The sequence below is a fragment of the Pseudomonas sp. GW821-FHT02A08 genome (assembly GCF_059422045.1).
On the sequence record NZ_JBWKWD010000049.1, the window covers coordinates 12,716 to 31,475 of the forward strand.

Here is an 18,760-nt window from a genome sequence, read left to right on the forward strand (position 1 = left end):
GAGTTCGGCCATGAGCGCCAACAAATCCATTACTGAACGTATTTTTCAAGCCATCGGCTTCGAACTGCTGGCCATCTTGATCTGTACCCCGTTGCTGGCCTGGATCATGAAGAAACCGATGCTGGAAATGGGCATGGTCACCGTCCTCATTGCCGGCCTGGCCCTGGCCTGGAACGTGGTCTTCAACGGTCTGTTCGATCGGCTGCTCAAGCGCTTTGCCATCGCACACAACGCCTGGGTCCGCGTGGTGCATGCGCTGTTGTTCGAAGGCGGACTGGTGGCCCTGGGCGTACCGCTGATCGCCTGGTGGCTGAATGTCAGCCTGTGGCAAGCGTTCGTGCTGGATATCGGCGTGTTGCTGTTCTTCCTGCCCTACACCTACGTCTACCACTGGGCGTATGACGTGGTTCGGGAGCGGATGCTGGTGACTCGCGAGGTTTGCTGAGTACCGTTTTTGTGGCGAGGGCGCTTGCTCCCTCGCCACAGGGGTTGGCAGACGTCAATAATCCTGCTGTTTGCGAAACGCCCAGCGCCCGGCGATCACGGTAAAGGTCGCGACCAGCGCCACCAGAATCCAGAAACCCTCCGGATCCTCGGCCAGCGGAATGCCGCCGACGTTCATGCCGAAGAAACCGGCGATGATGTTGATCGGCAGCGCCAGCACTGTCACCACCGTCAGGGTGAACAGCGTGCGGTTGGTCTGTTCGTTGATGTTGGCGGCGATCTCTTCCTGCAACAGCTTGATCCGCTCACCCAGCGCCGTGAGGTCGTTGATGATCAGCGCAAACTCCTCGGTGGATTTGCGCAACTCCTTCACGTCTTCCTTTTGCAGCCATTGCGGCGGCCGGTTGAGCAGGCGCAGCAACGAGCCCGGCTCCAGCGCCAGCAGCCGTTGCAATCGCACCAGCACCCGGCGATTGGCGCCCAGTTCAGCGCGGTTGGTCGACAGCCGCGAGGAGAGCAATTCGTCTTCGATCTGGTCCACGCTCTGGCTGGTCTTGCGCACGATCTGGGTCAGCACCTCACCCTGGTCGCGCAGCAGATGCACCAGCAACTCCAGCGGGGAGCGAAAGCACTCCCGGGCCTTCACCGACGAGCGCAATTTGTCCACCGAGTGCAGCGGTTGCAGGCGGGCGCTGATGATCAATTGACTGCGGGCGCACACCCACAGGGTCGAGACATCCGAGGAGACCATGTTGCTGAGGTTGAACACCACATCGTTGACCACCGCCAGCAACGCGGAGTCGACATGCTCGATGCGCGTCGAGCGCGAGCCTTCGTGCAGCGCTTCGAAAAATTCTTCGGGCAACTCCAGATGGCTCTTCATCCAGCGCTCGCACGCGGCGTGGGCCAGGTTCAGGTGCAGCCAGAGAAACTGCTCGTCGCTTTCCGGCTGTTGCAGGTACTGCAAGGCCTCGGCGGAATTGATTTCCCGACCGGCCTCACCGGGGCGAAAACTGAAACCGTAAAGCAGGCCGAACAGATCCGTATCGCGATGGCTTTGATCGATGCTGTGGTTCATGAGGACTCGCAAGGGGAGGGCTCTATCGCTCTTGTGTAGCAGCTGGCGAAGCCTGCGTTCGGCTGCGCAGCAGTCGTGATATCAGGCAATGCATTTCCATTGGAAGACCGCGTGTTCAAGTTGACGACTGCTGCGCAGCCGAACGCAGGCTTCGCCAGCTGCTACAGGACGGGTTATGGCTGGTTTACAGGTTCACTTGAGCCGCATCATCGCAAGGGCAGATGTCGGTTTTGTGACGATAAAGTTAGCGCAAACGATTGTTCTACCGGCGGTCGGGATTCTCTCAAGAACTGCTCTGACACGCCGATCACGCTTGGGTTGAGTTGCGCGCCGCCGGCATTGGCCGGGACCGCAGACAGGGATGTCCGGACAATTTTCACGCCTTAACGGGCGTGCCTCATTCCTGTCATGAGTACCCTGCGATGCTTTTGCAAAAGTCCCTGAGAGCACAAATTCTCGCCCTGCTGAGCGGCAGCCTGCTGGCGATGCTGTTGATCGCCCTGGCGTGCTTTCACTTCCTGTCCAGCGGCGTGCAGAGCTACGCCAATCTGATCGAAGGCCCGCTGCATACTTCGCAATTGATCGATGAAGCCAACCTGCAATTCAAGGTGCAGGTGCAGGAGTGGAAAAACGTCCTGCTGCGCGGCAAGCAACCGGCGGACCTGAGCAAGTACTGGGGGCAATTCGAGGCGCGTCAGCGCGATGTGCAAAACATCCTCGGCGAACTGGCCGCGCAGAAGGGCATCGAGCCGCAACTCAAGAGCCGCATCGAGCGCTTGCGTGATGAACATCGCCAGTTGGGCGCGGCCTATCAGAAGGGCCGGGACGCGTTCGTGGCCGCCGGTGGTGACCCGACGGCGGGCGACGCGGCGGTCAAGGGCGTGGACCGCGCGGCCAGCGATCAGATGAGCGAACTGGTCAGCGAGTTGCGCAAGCAGGGTGCCGAGCAATCGACACGGATCAGCGCCAGTGCCGATCGCACGGTGTTGCTGGGGCTGGTCGTGATGCTGGTTTCGGGGGGGCTGATCGGCCTGCTGAGCCTGTGGCTGGTCAACCGCAACCTGGTCGAGCCGATCCGCAAACTGATCGAATACGTGGCGCAACTCAGCCAGGGTCGTATTGCCGAACGCGTGGCCAGCACCCGTCAGGACGAGTTGGGTAAACTGGCGATGGCCGCCAACACCCTGCGCGATTTCCTCGCCGAAACCTTCAGTCGTTTGCAGCGCAGCGCGTCGGACCTGGACAGCGCCAGTGGTGAGTTGAACGCGATCGCCACCATAATGGCTGGCGGTACCAACGAGCAGTTCAACCGCACCGATCAGGTGGCCACGGCGATGAACGAAATGTCCGCTACGGCACAGGAAGTCGCCCGACATGCCGCCGAAGCGGCGCGGGCCGCCGACGATGCCGACCAGTCCGCCCAGCAGGGCGAAAAAGTCATGCAGGGCACCATCCACACCATCACCCGGATGCGCGGCGAAATCGCCAACACCGCCACGGTCATCCGCCAACTGGAAACCGACAGCGGGCGCATCGGCAAGGTCCTGGAAGTGATTCGCGGCATCGCCGAACAGACCAACCTGCTGGCACTCAACGCAGCCATCGAAGCGGCCCGCGCCGGTGAGGCCGGACGCGGATTCGCGGTGGTGGCCGATGAAGTGCGCAGCCTGGCCCAGCGTACGGCGGCGTCGATCATCGAGATCAACCAGATCATCCAGACCGTGCAGACCGGTGCAATTGAAGCGGCCCAGGCGATTGAAAGCGGTCAGTCACGCAGCGAACAAAGCGTGCAGCAAGTGACCGAGGCCGGCGCCATGCTCGAACGCATCACCCTGGCCGTGGAAGCCATCCGCGACATGAACCGCCAGATCGCCACTGCCGCCGAAGAGCAGACCTCGGTGGCCGAAGACATCTCGCGCAACCTCACCGAGATCACCAGCATCGCCAGCACCAACCTGGACAACGTGCAGCGCACTGAAGCAGCCAGTACCAACCTGCACGGCTTGTCGGGGCAGTTGAACGAGGTGACGGCGCGCCTGAGCGCTTAAACGCAAAAAAGCCGCACGATCGTCAGAGCGTGCGGCCTTTGTGGGTGTCGTGATTACGTGTCTTGCTTGTTTTTCAGGACCTTGCCGTTAGAGGCATCGATGTCCACATCCCACTCGACGTTCCTGGCGTCGCGCAGTTCGATCTCATACTCGTAACCATTGAAATGGTTATCCAGCTCGGTTTTGATGATCGTTGCGCCTGGATGCAGATCCAGAGCGATCTTGTTCAGATCTTCCAGGGGCTTGATCTTGCCGTCCTTGACCAGTTGCGGGATCTCATCCACGCGCACGTCGGCCTGGGCCAGACCGGCAGTGAGGGTCAGGGTTGCAGCGGTAAACAAAGCAGTCAGAGTCTTCATGGGCTTCTTTCCTTGGGTGATCTGTTCAAGTGAGATCAGGTTAGCTTTTGTAACTTAAGCCACCCTTAAAACCGCCGTCATGCCCTGCATCAACCCACAGGGTTTTGCGCGACTCTGGGTCAGTAGCCGTTGTTCTGTAGCACCTGCGCCACACTCGCCGACGCCGGGCGTTTGTAGAACTTCAACAACTCACTGGCGCGGTTGGTGAAGATGCCGTCGACACCGGCGTCCATGACTTTGCGGTAGTCCACCGCATCGTCGATGGTGTAGACGTGCACCAGCAGGCCCTGGTCGTGGGTGTACTGGTTCATCCAGGGTTGCACCAGGTCCGAGTAGCTCTGGTCGCCACCCTGGGTCAGTGCGGCGGACGGGCCGGTGCCGATGGCGCCCTGGGCCTTGGCGTAGTCGACCCAGTTCTGGAATTCGGCTTTGTCCTTCGGTTGCTGTTTGGCGTAGTAAGCGGCTTTATCCTTTTCGCCGGAATCGGCAAATGTCACCTTGGATTTGGGTTCGATACTGCCTTCACCGACCCACAGCAGCAGGATCTTCGGCACCTTCGGCATTTCCATTTGCAGCAGTTCGAGGCTGCTCTTCTCGAAGGTCTGCAGGACCACCTTGCCTTTGCCCTGGCCAACCGCAAGCTCGCTTTTTGCCGGTTTCGATGCGGTCGGGCTCAGCCAGCCCCGGTCCTGAAGTTTTTCCTTGAGGTCGCGTTCGATGCCGGGGAACTGCTTGGGCTCCTTGGTCTCGATGTACAGGCCGGGCTTGTGCAAGCTGTTGCCCTCGGCGATGTCGATGATTTCATCAAGGGTCAGAATCTTCAGGCCCGCGAAGGCCGGACGCGCGCGATCCGGGTACGCGGCATTGAACCAGCTGCCGGCGTCCAGGGTTTTCAGTTCGGCCATGGTGAACGCAGTGGCGGGGCTGTCCTTGCGCTCGGGGAATTTTGTAGCGACGTCGGTGGTGCGTTGCAGATTGTTGTCGTGCAGGGCAAACAGCACGCCATCCTTGCTGCGCTGCAGATCCAGTTCCAGGTAGTCGGCGCCCAGGTCGCGGGCCGTCTTGTAGGCGGCGGCGGTGGATTCCGGCGCGTCGAAAGATGCGCCACGGTGGGCGATCACCGCTGGATGCGCAATGCCCAAGCGGGTCGCCAGTGCCGAGGGGCTCGGTTCGCTGGCGGCCTGTGCGTGGCCGAGACCGAGCAACAGGCTCAGTAACAGGGCGCTTTTGGTAAAGGTTGCGGGCATGGTCGAGATCCTTTCGCAATAAGTGAGCGGTCCCTTTTAACAATTCATCTTTGCAGGCGCTATCGCCAGACCGACATAAACCTGTCTAAAGCTGATTTTCGTCAGCACTTTTGTGCGCCCGTTTGCAGTACGCTGGGGCCCTGCAATTTCCCCGGCAGAGGGAAACGCAGGCCCTGCGTGCAAACCAACGATCACCATTGCGGGGTTTACCATGCGCATCACTTCCCAGCTCATCTGCCAGGCGGCCGACCAACTCAAAGGTTTTGTCGGCCTGAACCGCAAGACCGGCCAATACATCGTGCGCTTCAGCGAAGACTCATTCGGCATGGATGTGGCGGATGACGGCATCATCCCGACCAGCGAATTCGTCTGGGGCGCGGGGCCCGGGCAGGCCATGACACTCAAGCGCGAGTTGATCCAGTTGTTGCTGGACCAGAACATCGATGAGCGGATCAACATCACCGAGCCATTGCGGGTGTACATGAACCGGCGGGAAGTGCCGGAGATATCGGCGGTTCGCAGTCTGGTTCAGGGTTGAGTTCTGGCGGTGACTGTTCGGGCCTCTTCGCGGGCAAGCCCGCTCCCACAGGTTGCCATCAATCCCTGTGGGAGCGGGCTTGCCCGCGAAGACGGCCTCAAGAACACCACATCATTTACAGACTGAACCCGTAGGCCCGCTCAACCCGACACACCCGCGTATGACACCGCGCATACCAGGTCGAACGCCCACGCTCGCGAATGGCCGTATGCTCTGGATGCTGCTTCCACGCCAGAATCGCCGCCTCACTGGCCCAATACGACACGGTTATTCCCAACCCATCCTCACCCCGAGCCGATTCCACTCCGAGAAACCCCGGCTGTTCACGGGCGAGTTCCAGCATCCTTGCGGCCGCTTCGGCATAACCCTGGTCACCCTCGGTGCGCAGCGAGGTGAAGATCACCGCGTAATAAGGCGCCGTTGGCGTATCGGCGATCATGATGAGCGCCCCGCACAGGCTTCGACAAAGGCGCCAACCAGCGGCGGCAAGACGCCCTTGAGCGCGGCCCGCTCGGGCTGGAACAAGGTCGCGACAAAGAACGGATGACCGTTGAGTTCGACCGCCCGCAGTCCCTGTTGCGAATCGTGGCCGACGGCGTGAAGTTCGCGCTTGAGCAGCTCCCTCTCGAATTGCGGATTCACACCATAACGACAGCGATAGCCTTCACGAATCTCGGCGCTTTCGTACGCCTGTGCGATCAACGAGCCTTCAGCCAAATGAATGGAGTCGACGGCCTCTACCAGCGCGCACGACAGTGGCGTCAGCAGCGCCCGTGCTGCATCGGGTGACGTCTCGCCGTGTTCGGCATCCGACCAGCCCAGCACATTGCGCGCATATTCCAGCACCGCGTGTTGAAAACCACCGCAGGTGCCGAGGAAAGGTCGCCGTTGTTCGCGGGCAAAGCGGATCGCTTTTAATGCGCCGTCCGCGCTGCGATAAGGGCTGGCCGGTACGCACCAGAAGCCATCGAATGTATGCAGCGGCGTTTCGGCGTGGATTTCATCGGTGGCCAACCATTGCCATTGCAGGTTCAGGCCACTGTGTTCAGCGATCATTTCGAGGGCTACGGGAATGGCCTGGTGGGCGGTGACTTGCGGGTCGTAGTCGCCGATCAGGGCGATGCGAATCGGGCTGGTTTCCATATGGGGCCTCTGCACTTGTTGATTGCTGGTGCCCACTATAGATTGGCGCTCATGCACTCAATATTGGCGTTTTCCCAAGTGATCAATGCAGCAACGCACTATCGACTGGATTACGCGGACCTGACCCTGATCCTCGCCCTGGTGCGCGGCGGCTCCCTGGCCCGGGCCGCGCAACTGCTGAAGGTGGATGTCTCGACGGTGTTTCGCGCGGTGCGCCGGCTGGAGGCTGCACTGGGCCAGCAACTGTTCGAAAAAAGCCGCGCCGGTTACCTGCCCACCACCCTGGCGCAGTCCTTGGCCGAGCAGGCCGAGCGCGCTGAGCAGGCGCTGGAGGCGGCGCGCATCGGTGTGGAGCTGGGCGGTGAAGTGATCAGCGGCATCGTGCGCCTGACCTGTACCGATTCGGTCCTGCAAGAATTGCTGTTGCCGGCGCTGGCGCAGTTCATGCCGAACTATCCGGCGCTGACGCTCGAACTCAGCACGTCCAATGATTTTGCCAACCTCAGCCGCCGGGATGCCGATATCGCCCTGCGCCTGACCCGCACGCCACCGGAGCATCTAGTGGGACGGCGACTGGCGGATATTGCCTACCGCGTGTGCGCCAGCGAGCGATACCTGCAATCGGTCAACACCACAGACCTGGCCTCATTGACCTGGATCGCCCCGGACGACTTCCTGCCGGATCACCCGACCGTTACCTGGCGTCGCCAGGCCTTGCCGGGCGTAACGCCGGGCTATCGCTGCAACAGCATGCTTTCGGTGACCGGGCTGGTGAGGGCGGGATTGGGTATAGCGGCGTTGCCGGACTTCTTGATCGGCGACGGATTACAGCCGCTGGGCGAGCCGTTGCACGGTTACGACACCGCGCTGTGGCTGCTGACTCGTCCCGACTACCGCGCCTTGCGCTCGGTGGTCACGTTGTTCGATGAGTTGGGGCGGGCGCTGAAACTGCCGTGAAGCCGTTCAGCGCCAGTTTCATTCTGAAACACATGGGGCGTTCAAATCAGAGCCATCAATCGTTCGACACCGCCGACGATGTTGTCATTTATTACACCTGATAGCAGGCCAGAAACATGTCCAGCGCGGATTCGGCCACCCGGTGTTGTTCATCGGGTGGCAAGCCCGGCTTGCCCATGGAAATCTGCGGCCAGAATGCAAAAGACTTGAGCAGGCCATGGATCTGTTGAGCAGCGAATTCGGGAGCCACGGCCTTCAATCGGCCATCCGCTTGAGCGGCCCGAATCCACACCGTCAGCCCCTCTTCGCGCTCGCCCATTCGGGCCACCATATTCTGCGCCCGCTCCGGGGAATGAATCGTCGCCGCTATCGCCACCCGTGCCAGGTCGAGAAAATTGTCATCGCCCAAATTTTGCAGCTTGGCCTTCAGCAACCCGCGCAATTGGTCGCGCAACGGCAAGTCGGGACGGTAGGACGTTTCCTGTTCTGCCGTCACCCGGATCCATAACTGATTGAGGATTTCGGTGAACAACTCTTCCTTGCTGGGGAAGTGGTTGTACACCGTGCGCTTCGACACGCCGGCAGTGGCAGCAATCTTGTCCATGCTGGTGATTTCGAAACCGTTGTCACGGAATTCGTTGATCGCGGCTTGAATGATCGCTTGGCGTTTTCGGTCGGTGAGGCGCTGTGGAGCTGTCATAAGTACGCTTCGGCAGGAAGAAGGAGGAAATTACACTCGGTAGTTTACTTGTCATCGACTTTGATGCAACCTAGAAACTACACTGTGCAGTGTAATGTTTTGTTAATCCTGCCCAGTAAAAAATAGAAAGTCCGGCTGATGCGTGCGTGCCTTGGCCATTTATCGTCCCAAAGCGGAGAATCGCGTCATGCGCGGTTTTTCTGGAGTCATTCAGTCATGGCCAATTCAACCTCCTCCCCGGCGGATAACGTCTCCACACCTGAAGCGTCCCGACAGGCTCAAGGGCAGTATCAGAACTTCACGCCGGTTCAACGTTTGAGCTTTGGCAAAACCATGGGCGTCCTTTGGAACGTGCTGTTCCACAAACCGCAAAACACCCGCCCGAGCGCGCCCGTCCCGGTGCAAGCCCTGACTCAAGCCGCGCTGATCGCAGCGCCCAACCACAGCGTCTATCGCCTGGGCCACTCCACGGTGTTGCTCAAGCTGCGTGACAAGTTCTGGATCACCGACCCGGTCTTCGCCGAGCGTGCCTCCCCGGTGCAATGGGCCGGCCCCAAGCGTTTCCACCAGCCGCCCATCAGCCTGGAAGCATTGCCACCGATTGAAGCGGTGATCCTGTCCCACGACCACTACGACCACCTGGATCATCAGGCCGTGCTCAAGCTCGCGGACAAGACCAAATACTTCCTGGCCCCGCTGGGCGTAGGCGATACCCTGATCAAGTGGGGCATCGACGCCAGCAAAGTCCGCCAACTGGATTGGTGGCAAGGCACGGAAGTCGATGGCATCCAGTTCATCGCCACCCCGTCACAGCACTTTTCCGGTCGCGGTCTGTTCGACAGCAACAGCACCCTATGGGCTTCGTGGGTGATGATCGACGGCGACACACGCATTTTCTTCAGCGGCGACAGTGGCTACTTCGACGGCTTCAAACGCATCGGCGAACAGTACGGCCCATTCGACCTGACCCTCATGGAAACCGGCGCCTACAACGTCGACTGGCCGCACGTGCACATGCAACCGGAACAAACCCTGCAAGCCCATATCGATCTCAAGGGCCGATGGCTGTTGCCAATCCACAACGGCACCTTCGACCTGTCGATGCACGCCTGGTACGAACCCTTCGACCGCATCCTGGCCCTGGCCTGGGAGCGCAACGTATCGATCACCACACCTCAGATGGGTGAGGCGTTCAACCTGATGCATCCACAGCGCGGTGGTGCGTGGTGGTTGGCGGTGGAAGGGGAGAGTGATCGGGTGGTAGCTCATAACGCGTAGAGTGATGGGCCCTGTGGGAGCGAGCTCGCTCCTACAGGAGGCCATTTATCGTCAATCGATGAGTTGGCTCACTCCACCATCGCAAAATCCGCCCGCCCTACCGGATTTGGCGTAGACCCTTTCACATTCATCCCTCGACCCGGCGCAAAACCGGGGAAGAACACCAACCCTTCCGATTCGAACCGATAGGCCAGCGCCAGGCGCGTGACATCCAGCACCTCCTGGCGTGCCTCGAAGCGTTGAATGGCATCTACCGAGACTCGGGACTCCCGCGACAGCTCTTCCACGCTCCAGCCCAGCATCGCTCGGGCCTGGGCGCAGTGGGCCGGGGTGAATTGGAAGAGGGCGATACGTTCCAGGGTGATTTTCATCGCTTGAGAGGCCATGGTGTTCTCCGGGCTCGAGAGTGTTGGTCAAAATATACTGTGTTTTTGTACAGTTGTTTTGAGCCCGGATCAAACGCATTTTTTGATTTGTCTTTTCAGACAGACGAACGGCGCAGCGTTTATTTGTCCGCCAACCCCGGTGCCTCCCGCACAATAAAGTGATCCAGATTTTCAATGTTGGCGCTGAACACCCCGAACGTCTGTTCGGGTTTTTTCTTGCTCGGCACCTGCTTCAACTCGGGCGTCACGCCATAAAAGAAGCAATACAGCTCCCGCCCGCTCTCGATGGCATGCTTGATTTCTTCCAGGAACGCCTTGCGCTTGCGGTAGCTGTCGATCAGCTTCTTGCTCAGGTAAACATTGACCGAGTACGGCTTCTTCTCGAACCAGACCTTTTTCTCGAAGTCGATGCGAAAGCTCTGGGTGTAGTCCTTGATCTCCTTGATCTTGCCCCAGTAGATCAGCCCCTTGTTGTCTTGCAGGTATTCGATCTTCTTGAAGAACGAGGCGTAAGGCGCGGTGTGCTCGCCAATCTTCAGCGGCACGCGCTTGAGCAAATCCTTGTCGTCGAAGTTTGATACAAAGCATTCCACCGGGTGGGCAAAGATGTTGGTCTTGTCCGGTGCCGACTCCCTGCCCGGTTGCTCGACATTGTCTGCCACCGACGGCGTTAGCGACTCATCACGCCCCCCATCCGCCGCGACCTTCGGAATGGACGGCTTACGCACATACTCACGTCGAACCAGTAACAATTCCGACGGGAAATTTTCCTCGCGACTGTCATCCGTTTCCGCCTCATCCACACCCGACGCCGGGGTCTTCAAGCTGACATAAGGGCAGCCCTCCACATGCCGCGTGCTCGGCAGGTTCTTGAAGTGCGGCGTACGCACGTAATTCACATTCCTGGCGTTGAACGTGCCCAGCTCATTGGCCGCATCGAACGCCAGGCGACAGACATCGTTGGGGCATTGGAAATGCTCCTTGGTGGAGTCGAAATCCATCGTCTCGTCGAAATTCAGATCCCGCACGTCGTAGATCGACAACTTGTCGTTGAGGCTGAGGCAGTAGGCGAGGTCGAATTTCATGTCGGGTTCCAAGTCCTTTAGATGAACAGCTTCCAGTGATGACGCATTCGAAGCAATAGCTACACTGAGATCACTTCGATATCGCCGAGTCTGCATCGTCCATCAAAGAGGGCGGTTTATGAACCATTCAGATACTTCGCCCCCCCTCCCGGAGCCGGGCCGGATAGCGCGTCGTGATGAACAGACCGGTTGGCGCCGCTGGCTACCGGGACTGGGCATGCTGCGCGAATACCAATTGGCATGGTTGCGTTACGACATCGTGGCCGGCCTGGTGCTGACCACGATGCTGGTGCCCGTCGGTATCGCCTATGCGGTGGCATCGGGGGTGCCGGGCATTTATGGCCTCTACGCGACTATCGTTCCGCTGCTGTTCTATGCCTTGTTCGGCCCCAGCCGAATTCTGGTGATGGGGCCGGATTCCTCCCTGGTGGCCGTCATCCTTGCTGTCATCATTCCACTCTCCGGCGGTGACCCGCAGCGCGCCGTCGCCCTGGCGGGGATGATGGCGATCGTCTCGGGAGCGGTGTGCATCCTGGCCGGTATGGCGCGCTTGGGTTTTATCACCGAGCTGCTGTCCAAACCGATCCGCTACGGCTACATGAACGGCATCGCACTGACCGTATTGATCAGCCAGTTGCCCAAGCTGTTTGGTTTTTCGATTGAGTCCGAGGGCCCATTGAGAAACATAGGGGCCATCGCCTCGGCGGTGATGGAGGGAAAGGTCAACTGGACCACCTTCACGGTGGGCGGGCTCACCCTGGCAGTGATCCTGCTACTCAAAAGATGGCCGCGACTGCCGGGCATCCTGATCGCTGTGGTAGGCGCGACGGTCGCCGTGGGTGTACTCGATCTTGCTGCACGCGCCGGTGTGTCGGTCCTCGGTTCGCTCCCCCAAGGCTTGCCCGGATTCGCCATCCCCTGGATCACCACCGCCGATATCGTCCCGGTTTTGATTGGTGGTTGCGCCGTCGCACTCGTTTCGTTCGCCGACACCAGCGTGCTGTCGCGGGTCTATGCGGCGCGGACCCGAACCTACGTCAACCCGAACCAGGAAATGGTGGGCCTCGGCATCGCCAACCTGGCGGCCGGTTTTTTCCAGGGCTTCCCGATCAGCAGCAGCTCGTCGCGGACGCCCGTGGCCGAAGCCGCCGGTGCCAAAACCCAAATAACCGGCGTCGTCGGCGCACTCGCGGTTGCCTTGCTGCTGGTGGTGGCACCGGACCTGCTGCAGCATCTACCGTCCAGCGCCCTGGCGGCAGTCGTGATCGCCTCGGCCATCGGCCTGATCGAAATCACCGACCTGCGGCGGATCTATCGCATCCAGCGCTGGGAATGCTGGCTATCGATTGTCTGCACGGTCGGCGTGGCCGTATTCGGCGCGATCGAGGGTATCGGCCTGGCCATCGTGATCGCGATTATTGAATTCCTCTGGGATGGCTGGCGCCCGTACTCCGCGGTATTGGGACGCGCCGATGGGGTCAAGGGCTACCACGACATCAAACGCTATCCCGACGCACGGCTGATACCCGGCCTGGTCTTGTTTCGCTGGGATGCGCCCTTGTTTTTCGCCAACGCCGAACTGTTCAGCGACCGCGTGCTGGACGCCGTGGCGGCATCGCCCACGCCCGTGCGCTGGCTGGTGGTTGCCGCAGAGCCGGTCACCAGCGTCGATGTGACCTCCGCCGACATGCTCGCCGAACTGGACGACACCCTGCACGCGGCGGGTATCGAGTTGTGCATTGCCGAGATGAAGGACCCGGTCAAAGACAAGCTAAAGCGGTTTGGGTTGTTTGCGCGGTTGGGGGAGACGGCGTTTTTTCCTACGATTGGGACGGCGGTGGATAGTTATGTTGCGATGTATTCGGTGGATTGGGTGAAAGGATAGGTGCGCCCGCCATTGGACAAGCCCCCATCGCCTGACTAGCGTTGTCTGGCAGATCGGATCGCCGCATGCCTCATGGGCAGTGCCGGGCCAGGCGGATTGTCCAGCCATCCAAGCCTTGATTGCGGTGAAACCCGAGAGGTCGAAATCGCGACTTCACAGCAAGGAGCGCACCATGCCGAACAACTGGCCCGACGGAATTGAGCACGTTGTCGTGTTGATGATGGAAAACCGGTCATTCGATCATTTGCTGGGGGATTACACCCGTATCAACCCTGCGTGTGACGGTATCAACCGCAACGCGCCCAGCACCAATCCGCTGAAGCTGGCCAATGGCAATTCGACGGTGATCACCCAGGCGTCGGAGTTCCCGGAAAACTACAACCTGTGGGCGCCGCCGCCCCCTATGCCTCCGGCGCTACCACCGAGCAACAGTGAGGGTTTCGACCTTGGCCATGAGTTCGTCAACGTAGAGACGCAGTTGGGCGTCTCCTTCAAGACCAGCCCGGCCAATCCCAAACTCGATGGTTTTGCCCAGGACGCCTACGACAAGGCCCGCAAGGACCTGAAGGTGTACAAAACCTGGTCGCAATCCATGGCCCAACGGGCGATGAACTACATTCCGTTCGGCGCTAAGCCGGCCGACGATACGCTGCCGGCCATCCACGGATTGGCGCGCAATTTCACCGTGTGTGATCGCTGGTTTTCCTCGGTGCCAGGTCCAACCTGGCCGAACCGCTTTTTTGCCATGCTCGGCAGTTGCAATGGCCACTTGCTGATGCCCTCGACCGGCACGGTACTGGCCGGCATCAAGAGCCTGATCGCACAGTTCGGAGGCGAGAGTATTTTCTCGCTGCTGCGCAACAACGGCCACGACGCGCGCATTTACTCCGACGGTGCGGTTCCACTGGCGGCGCTGGTCAAGGGTGGTTTGCAGCACCTGAGCATCGATGATTTCAAGTCGGACGTCGCCGGTAACAAACTCCCCGAACTGTCCTGGATCGAGCCGAGCTATGGCCTGCTCAACGGCAAACTCGGGCCAAACGTGTCCCATCATCCACCGGAGGACCTGCGCTTTGGCGATCAGTTTGTCGGTGAGGTGTTCAACGCCTTGTCGGGCAATGCCACTGTCTGGAATAAAACCCTGTTTGTGCTGCTGTACGACGAACATGGCGGTTTCCATGACCACGTGGTGCCACCGACTTGCGTGGCGACCGGTTCAACGGCCGATGTCCCATGGAAAAATCCCTTCACCCGTCTCGGCGTTCGTGTTCCGGCGATCCTCGCTTCGCCGTGGCTCAAGCCAGGCTTGATTCCCTGGACGGGCAACGTCCAGGCGCAGCATTACGATCACACCAGCCTGCTGGCGTTTCTTTGCGATCACTTCAAATTGCCACGCAGTGCCCTCGGCCCACGGGTGATCGCGGCGCAGCACTTCGGCAATGCGCCCATCTGGCGCGCGGCACCGGGCGTAACAGCTGCGCCGACATTGGCGGCCACCGTGGTGCCAAGTCGTGCCGGGTTGCCATTGATCGAATCCGAACTGGCGACCCAAAGTCGGCAGGTGGTGGACAGCGTCACCGGTTACCTCGACGGCCTTGATCCAGAGCAGATCTGGAAGAGCAGCGCCCAATGGGTCAGCGGTTTTCTCGGTAATCGCAGCCGTGCCTTGGCTGATCCGGCTCAGGCCGCGCTCACGCCCGCCGCACCCAGTGCGAACAGCCTTGAGGCGAAACTGCGGCGCCTGCAGGATTTGATGGTCACCGCCCAAGGGCAAGCGGTTCCGCCGGTTGCGGCGCCTGCCAGTAAAGCCTTGGCAGAACCAGGGTCGGAAGTCGCGCCAACGCGGCTGCGCGTCCTGTGCCTGCCCGGTGTCGGGTTCACGCCGGCCGACAAAGGGCAGGGCGGCATTGATACAAACTGGCAGGAGCAATGGCGCACATTGATCCGCAATCAACTGGCACAGAACGGTCGCCTCATTGACGACCAGGACATCGATTTTCTGTGCTTCGATGAGCAACTCAAGGAAGGGCCGGACTTCGCCCAGATCACCCGAGGCCTGGCGATGCTGAGGGCCGACGCAAGCGGCAAGGCCGACGAGAATTTCGGCAGTTGGGGCCTGCCGGTCAATCAGATGCTGCGCACCACGGTCGGCGCCGTCGTGCAATGGATCGAAGACGCCGATTTGCGCACTGAGTTGACTCAACATCTGCTGGCGAAGATCGAGGCATTCAATCCGCAGATCATCTTCGCCCAAGGGCTGGGCAGCCTGATCGGCTACGACGCCCTGCGCCGGTCGGTAGCGAAAAAAGGTTCGGCACTCAAGCGCATCGATGGCCGAGTGTTCGTCAGCTTCGGCTCACCGATTGCACTGCCACTGGTGATGCGCGAAGTGTGGGGCGGGCGGGTCCTGCGCCTGAGCGAAAACGGCCGAGGCATCCGCCGTTGGTTCCACCTCTACAACCCCAACGACGGCTTGCTGAGCCGGCCGATCACCTCGCCGGATTCGGCGCGGGTCGACCTGCAAACCGAATTCAGCGTGCCGCTGCGCGATGACCTGCTCGACCTCAATCACGCCGCCCAGGCCTACTTGTCGTCAGCCACCAGCCAGACCGGCCTCTGGCCACAACTGGCCCGCGATGTGGTGGCCGCGCGCGCACTGGAAGTGCCGGCGTTCCTGTCCCGCAGTGGTCAACGCAAACGCCGCGCCCTGGTGGTCGGCATCAACGATTACCCCGACCCGAGCGCACGCCTCGAAGGCTGCATCAACGACACCTACCTGATCAGCCGCATGCTCCAGGAAAGCGGCTACGACGCCGGCGACATCCGCTTGCTGCACGACGCCCGAGCGACCCGGGCCAACTTCGTCGAACGCCTCGAATGGCTGGTGGAAGGCGCCCGCGCCGGCGACGAGCGCGTGTTGTTCTACTCCGGCCACGGCACCCAGTTGCCGGTCTACAGCAGCAGCGGCGAAGCCGACTGCATGGACGAAACCCTGGTGCTTCACGATTTCGACTGGGACGACGAAAGCACCCACTTCACCGACAAACTGTTCCGCCAGTTCTACAGCCACCTGCCATTCGACCCGGACGGCCACGGCGCCAAACTCACCGTCATGTTCGACTGCTGCTACGCCGGCGGCATGACCCGCGGCAACGGCCGCGTGCGCGGCATCACCCCACCCAGCGACATCCGCCACCGCATGCTGCGCTGGGACCCCTACGCCGGCGACTGGGACCGCCGCGTCTACGCCGTCGACACCGACCGCCGCGACTTCAGCGAACAAGACAACAAAACCCGCGGCCTCACCCGCACCCGCACCACCCAAGGCGCCGCCACGGGCCTTCGCCCCGAGAAAAAAGCCCAACTGCTGCGCCAAGGCAAACTCTACGGCCACCACGGCCCCTACATGCCCCTAATGCTCTACGCCGCGAGGGAGAACGAAAAAGCCAACGAATATGAGGTGGGCTCCAACAGCTACGGCGCCTTCACTTATGCCCTGGTCGAACAACTGCGCAAATTGCATCAGGAGGATGCGACGTTGGGGTTTGATCAGTTGATTGAACGGGTGGGGAGTGTGCTGAGCGCCAGGTCGCTTGGGCAGACGCCGGAGATTGTCGGGCCGAGCGGGGTGAGGGCGGCGGTGTGTCCGTGGCGGATTAGTGGGTTGGGGAAATGATGCTTTAGCGGTATCGCGGGCAAAGAAAAGGGCCGCAGGAAAATCCAGCAGCCCTGATAACACCAACGTTCCCAAGTCAGCCGCCGAACCCCTGTGCGAGCTTGCTCGCGATTCGCAAGATCAACACAGCAACCAAACCAGCCACCAACCTTGTGGCGAGGGGGCTTGCCCCCGTTGGGCTGCGAAGCGGCCCCAAATACTGCAACTCGGGAGCCCCAGACAAACTGAATTGTGCCGATTGACGATTTGCATTCAGAAAAAATCCGCTGCCTGTAATTCAGGCAGCGGATTTTTGTGGGGTCGAACAATCAGTACCCACGCATTACCCGTGATGCCTTCCGCCACCAGGACTCATGTCTATTGAAAGGATCATCTGCCAACACACACGGCATATCCCGCAACCGAATCCACGGCTCGTCCTGCCAATGCAACATACAGAGCGACATCTTCGGCCAATCAAGCACACTCAACGTAGGACGCTCCACCATTCGCGACGGCCGCGCATCCCGCAGCGCAGGCACCACCTGATGCGTCAGCCACTCTCGCAGCAATCGATTCTCAGGGCAGTAGTGATAAATCAACAACGCATACACACCTGACTCGCTCACCATCAAACGCTCTTTAGCGGCACCATAGAGGTCTACGAGCATCATTTGCCTCTGGTCCGCATCAAGCTTGCGCGTCACGCGCTCATCAAGGTGTTTACCCATAAGTCGCCCGAGATCATGCGCGCAGAACCACGCCTGATTCTCCAAAAGAAGGGCATGCAGGTGGACGTTGTGACGAGTGAAAAGGGTAGGGGTGAGTGATTCAGGCATGGCCGGCCTCCTGGAGCGGAAGCGCGTGGCTGAATCTGTGGGTACGGCGATTCACCTTCATCGTGAAGGTCGGATGGTCAGGCATTTCCTTTACCTCTGGCTGCTTTCTTAGGGCATTCGTTAAGGGTGTCGGGAGCTAAGAAACCCACCAGAGACGGGCCGGACATATTCCCCTTTCGGGTCTTGTATTCGCCCACTCCCGACATAACGGGGATTTTCTCGCAGGCGTAGAGAAACCGCAGACGAAAAAAAGCCGCATGACTGTCGGGTGCGGAGGGCCGCTCTGGTTGAGGCGTTTCTTAGGCGCCGAATTGAAAGCCTAGAGGTTCAATGCCGCGTGGTCAACAGATCAAAATCGGTCATGATTTTTCAACCGCAAGCTTGAGGGCTCAAGCACTCAGTCCGAATATCTTTCGGATTTCAGTGCGTAGGAACTCTCTGTTTTTGGTGTGGCATTCCCAAATGATCGCTACTCTCCATCCCTGCTTGACTAGCGCCTGCTGTACATCAACATCTCTCTCTACGTTCTTCGCCAGTTTTGGCAGCCAAAAGTCCAGCCTACTCTTGGGCGTATACGCATATTTGCAGCTAGGATGTCTGTGCCAAAAGCAGCCGTGGACGAATATGCACAATCGGTATTTGGGGAACACCAAGTCAGGTTTTCCGGGCAGGTCCTTCCTATGCAGACGATAGCGAAGCCCCATTTCATGACACACCGATCGCACGACCATTTCAGGCTGCGTGTTCTTGCCTTTGATCATCGACATGATCTTGGAGCGGTGTTCTGGGGAAACTATGTCTGCACTCAATGCATACGTCCTAGCTTGTCAATCAACTCGACTTTTTTCGGTAATGCCTCACTCGATTTTAGCTTTTTCTTTGCCGAAGCTCGCTCACACCACTAGCTCACGAGGATCCCCTACAACGTCTGGATTCATGTGCACCCTGCAGCAATCTCTCTGTCGCGACGATACCGACACGCGTTGCCCTCACTCAGGATTTTCTTGAACCACGGCCAGTCTTTTACCTTGGGCTCCGCTGTTCCTTTACGTACTTCTGACAAGTAGATATTGTGAATGGCATTGCGCCACTGCAAGTTTATTAATGACATATCAAGA

Annotated in this window: 17 protein-coding genes; 7 read left to right on the forward strand and 10 right to left on the reverse strand. The window is 59.9% G+C overall.

The window, feature by feature from the left end:
• Positions 1-10 precede the first annotated feature (10 nt).
• Complete coding sequence (locus AC07W4_RS25250; protein ID WP_008052673.1) at positions 11-445, forward strand: multidrug/biocide efflux PACE transporter; 435 nt, start codon at positions 11-13, stop codon at positions 443-445.
• A 54-nt stretch (positions 446-499) separates the two neighbouring features.
• Here the strand turns inward: AC07W4_RS25250 and AC07W4_RS25255 are convergent, their stop codons facing one another.
• A complete protein-coding gene (locus AC07W4_RS25255) occupies positions 500-1,522 on the reverse strand; it encodes a transporter (protein WP_008052672.1) in 1,023 nt (340 codons plus the stop codon).
• A 422-nt stretch (positions 1,523-1,944) separates the two neighbouring features.
• Here AC07W4_RS25255 and AC07W4_RS25260 point away from each other — a divergent pair, with 422 nt between their 5' ends.
• Positions 1,945-3,570, forward strand: coding sequence for a methyl-accepting chemotaxis protein (locus tag AC07W4_RS25260; protein ID WP_495034387.1), 1,626 nt, complete (start codon positions 1,945-1,947; stop codon positions 3,568-3,570).
• 53 nt (positions 3,571-3,623) lie between these two features.
• On the opposite strand, the gene AC07W4_RS25265 is transcribed toward AC07W4_RS25260, so the two are convergent.
• Both AC07W4_RS25265 and AC07W4_RS25270 read right to left on the reverse strand, forming a co-directional pair.
• Entirely contained in the window at positions 3,624-3,929 is a 306-nt protein-coding gene (locus AC07W4_RS25265) for a PepSY domain-containing protein (protein ID WP_495034388.1), read from the reverse strand.
• 119 nt (positions 3,930-4,048) lie between these two features.
• Positions 4,049-5,176: a glycerophosphodiester phosphodiesterase gene (locus AC07W4_RS25270; RefSeq protein ID WP_495034389.1), complete on the reverse strand. Its 1,128-nt coding sequence runs from the start codon at positions 5,174-5,176 to the stop codon at positions 4,049-4,051.
• Between the two features lie 211 nt (positions 5,177-5,387).
• On the opposite strand from AC07W4_RS25270, the gene AC07W4_RS25275 reads away from it, so the two are divergent.
• Positions 5,388-5,714 carry a DUF2025 family protein gene (locus tag AC07W4_RS25275; RefSeq protein ID WP_495034390.1) on the forward strand — a complete coding sequence of 109 codons (327 nt, stop codon included), beginning with the start codon at positions 5,388-5,390 and terminating at the stop codon, positions 5,712-5,714.
• A 115-nt stretch (positions 5,715-5,829) separates the two neighbouring features.
• On the opposite strand, the gene AC07W4_RS25280 is transcribed toward AC07W4_RS25275, so the two are convergent.
• Together AC07W4_RS25280 and AC07W4_RS25285 are read right to left on the reverse strand one after the other, a co-directional pair.
• On the reverse strand, positions 5,830-6,153 hold the full coding sequence (locus AC07W4_RS25280) for an antibiotic biosynthesis monooxygenase family protein (protein WP_429386255.1): 324 nt from the start codon (positions 6,151-6,153) through the stop codon (positions 5,830-5,832).
• Positions 6,150-6,857 (reverse strand): CTP synthase C-terminal region-related (seleno)protein, encoded by a 708-nt coding sequence (locus tag AC07W4_RS25285; protein ID WP_495034391.1) that lies wholly within the window; start codon positions 6,855-6,857, stop codon positions 6,150-6,152. Before AC07W4_RS25285 ends, AC07W4_RS25280 begins: the two co-directional genes overlap by 4 nt.
• Before the next feature lie 15 nt (positions 6,858-6,872).
• On the opposite strand from AC07W4_RS25285, the gene AC07W4_RS25290 reads away from it, so the two are divergent.
• Entirely contained in the window at positions 6,873-7,814 is a 942-nt protein-coding gene (locus AC07W4_RS25290) for a LysR family transcriptional regulator (RefSeq protein WP_495034405.1), read from the forward strand.
• Positions 7,815-7,905: 91 nt separating this feature from the next.
• On the opposite strand, the gene AC07W4_RS25295 is transcribed toward AC07W4_RS25290, so the two are convergent.
• Positions 7,906-8,514: a TetR/AcrR family transcriptional regulator gene (locus AC07W4_RS25295; protein WP_495034392.1), complete on the reverse strand. Its 609-nt coding sequence runs from the start codon at positions 8,512-8,514 to the stop codon at positions 7,906-7,908.
• 216 nt (positions 8,515-8,730) lie between these two features.
• On the opposite strand from AC07W4_RS25295, the gene AC07W4_RS25300 reads away from it, so the two are divergent.
• Entirely contained in the window at positions 8,731-9,792 is a 1,062-nt protein-coding gene (locus tag AC07W4_RS25300) for an MBL fold metallo-hydrolase (RefSeq protein WP_495034393.1), read from the forward strand.
• 68 nt (positions 9,793-9,860) lie between these two features.
• Here the strand turns inward: AC07W4_RS25300 and AC07W4_RS25305 are convergent, their stop codons facing one another.
• Both AC07W4_RS25305 and AC07W4_RS25310 read right to left on the reverse strand, forming a co-directional pair.
• A complete protein-coding gene (locus tag AC07W4_RS25305) occupies positions 9,861-10,178 on the reverse strand; it encodes a helix-turn-helix domain-containing protein (RefSeq protein WP_007998876.1) in 318 nt (105 codons plus the stop codon).
• Between the two features lie 119 nt (positions 10,179-10,297).
• Positions 10,298-11,263, reverse strand: coding sequence for a hypothetical protein (locus AC07W4_RS25310; RefSeq protein ID WP_495034394.1), 966 nt, complete (start codon positions 11,261-11,263; stop codon positions 10,298-10,300).
• Between the two features lie 118 nt (positions 11,264-11,381).
• Here AC07W4_RS25310 and AC07W4_RS25315 point away from each other — a divergent pair, with 118 nt between their 5' ends.
• Together AC07W4_RS25315 and AC07W4_RS25320 are read left to right on the forward strand one after the other, a co-directional pair.
• On the forward strand, positions 11,382-13,148 hold the full coding sequence (locus tag AC07W4_RS25315; protein ID WP_495034395.1) for a SulP family inorganic anion transporter: 1,767 nt from the start codon (positions 11,382-11,384) through the stop codon (positions 13,146-13,148).
• Between the two features lie 172 nt (positions 13,149-13,320).
• Positions 13,321-16,824 (forward strand): alkaline phosphatase family protein, encoded by a 3,504-nt coding sequence (locus tag AC07W4_RS25320; RefSeq protein WP_495034396.1) that lies wholly within the window; start codon positions 13,321-13,323, stop codon positions 16,822-16,824.
• Between the two features lie 308 nt (positions 16,825-17,132).
• Here the strand turns inward: AC07W4_RS25320 and AC07W4_RS25325 are convergent, their stop codons facing one another.
• Together AC07W4_RS25325 and AC07W4_RS25330 are read right to left on the reverse strand one after the other, a co-directional pair.
• On the reverse strand, positions 17,133-17,642 hold the full coding sequence (locus AC07W4_RS25325; protein ID WP_495034397.1) for a BRO-N domain-containing protein: 510 nt from the start codon (positions 17,640-17,642) through the stop codon (positions 17,133-17,135).
• A 389-nt stretch (positions 17,643-18,031) separates the two neighbouring features.
• Entirely contained in the window at positions 18,032-18,451 is a 420-nt protein-coding gene (locus AC07W4_RS25330) for a very short patch repair endonuclease (protein ID WP_495034398.1), read from the reverse strand.
• Positions 18,452-18,760 lie beyond the last annotated feature (309 nt).

Coding starts and splice junctions, on each gene's coding strand:
- AC07W4_RS25275 (WP_495034390.1), top strand. CDS start 5,388: ATGCGCATCACTTCCCAGCTCATCTGCCAGGCGGCCGACCAACTCAAA.
- AC07W4_RS25295 (WP_495034392.1), bottom strand. CDS start 8,514: ATGACAGCTCCACAGCGCCTCACCGACCGAAAACGCCAAGCGATCATT.
- AC07W4_RS25255 (WP_008052672.1), bottom strand. CDS start 1,522: ATGAACCACAGCATCGATCAAAGCCATCGCGATACGGATCTGTTCGGC.
- AC07W4_RS25265 (WP_495034388.1), bottom strand. CDS start 3,929: ATGAAGACTCTGACTGCTTTGTTTACCGCTGCAACCCTGACCCTCACT.
- AC07W4_RS25320 (WP_495034396.1), top strand. CDS start 13,321: ATGCCGAACAACTGGCCCGACGGAATTGAGCACGTTGTCGTGTTGATG.
- AC07W4_RS25310 (WP_495034394.1), bottom strand. CDS start 11,263: ATGAAATTCGACCTCGCCTACTGCCTCAGCCTCAACGACAAGTTGTCG.
- AC07W4_RS25315 (WP_495034395.1), top strand. CDS start 11,382: ATGAACCATTCAGATACTTCGCCCCCCCTCCCGGAGCCGGGCCGGATA.
- AC07W4_RS25250 (WP_008052673.1), top strand. CDS start 11: ATGAGCGCCAACAAATCCATTACTGAACGTATTTTTCAAGCCATCGGC.
- AC07W4_RS25285 (WP_495034391.1), bottom strand. CDS start 6,857: ATGGAAACCAGCCCGATTCGCATCGCCCTGATCGGCGACTACGACCCG.
- AC07W4_RS25325 (WP_495034397.1), bottom strand. CDS start 17,642: ATGCCTGAATCACTCACCCCTACCCTTTTCACTCGTCACAACGTCCAC.
- AC07W4_RS25270 (WP_495034389.1), bottom strand. CDS start 5,176: ATGCCCGCAACCTTTACCAAAAGCGCCCTGTTACTGAGCCTGTTGCTC.
- AC07W4_RS25300 (WP_495034393.1), top strand. CDS start 8,731: ATGGCCAATTCAACCTCCTCCCCGGCGGATAACGTCTCCACACCTGAA.
- AC07W4_RS25305 (WP_007998876.1), bottom strand. CDS start 10,178: ATGGCCTCTCAAGCGATGAAAATCACCCTGGAACGTATCGCCCTCTTC.
- AC07W4_RS25280 (WP_429386255.1), bottom strand. CDS start 6,153: ATGATCGCCGATACGCCAACGGCGCCTTATTACGCGGTGATCTTCACC.
- AC07W4_RS25260 (WP_495034387.1), top strand. CDS start 1,945: ATGCTTTTGCAAAAGTCCCTGAGAGCACAAATTCTCGCCCTGCTGAGC.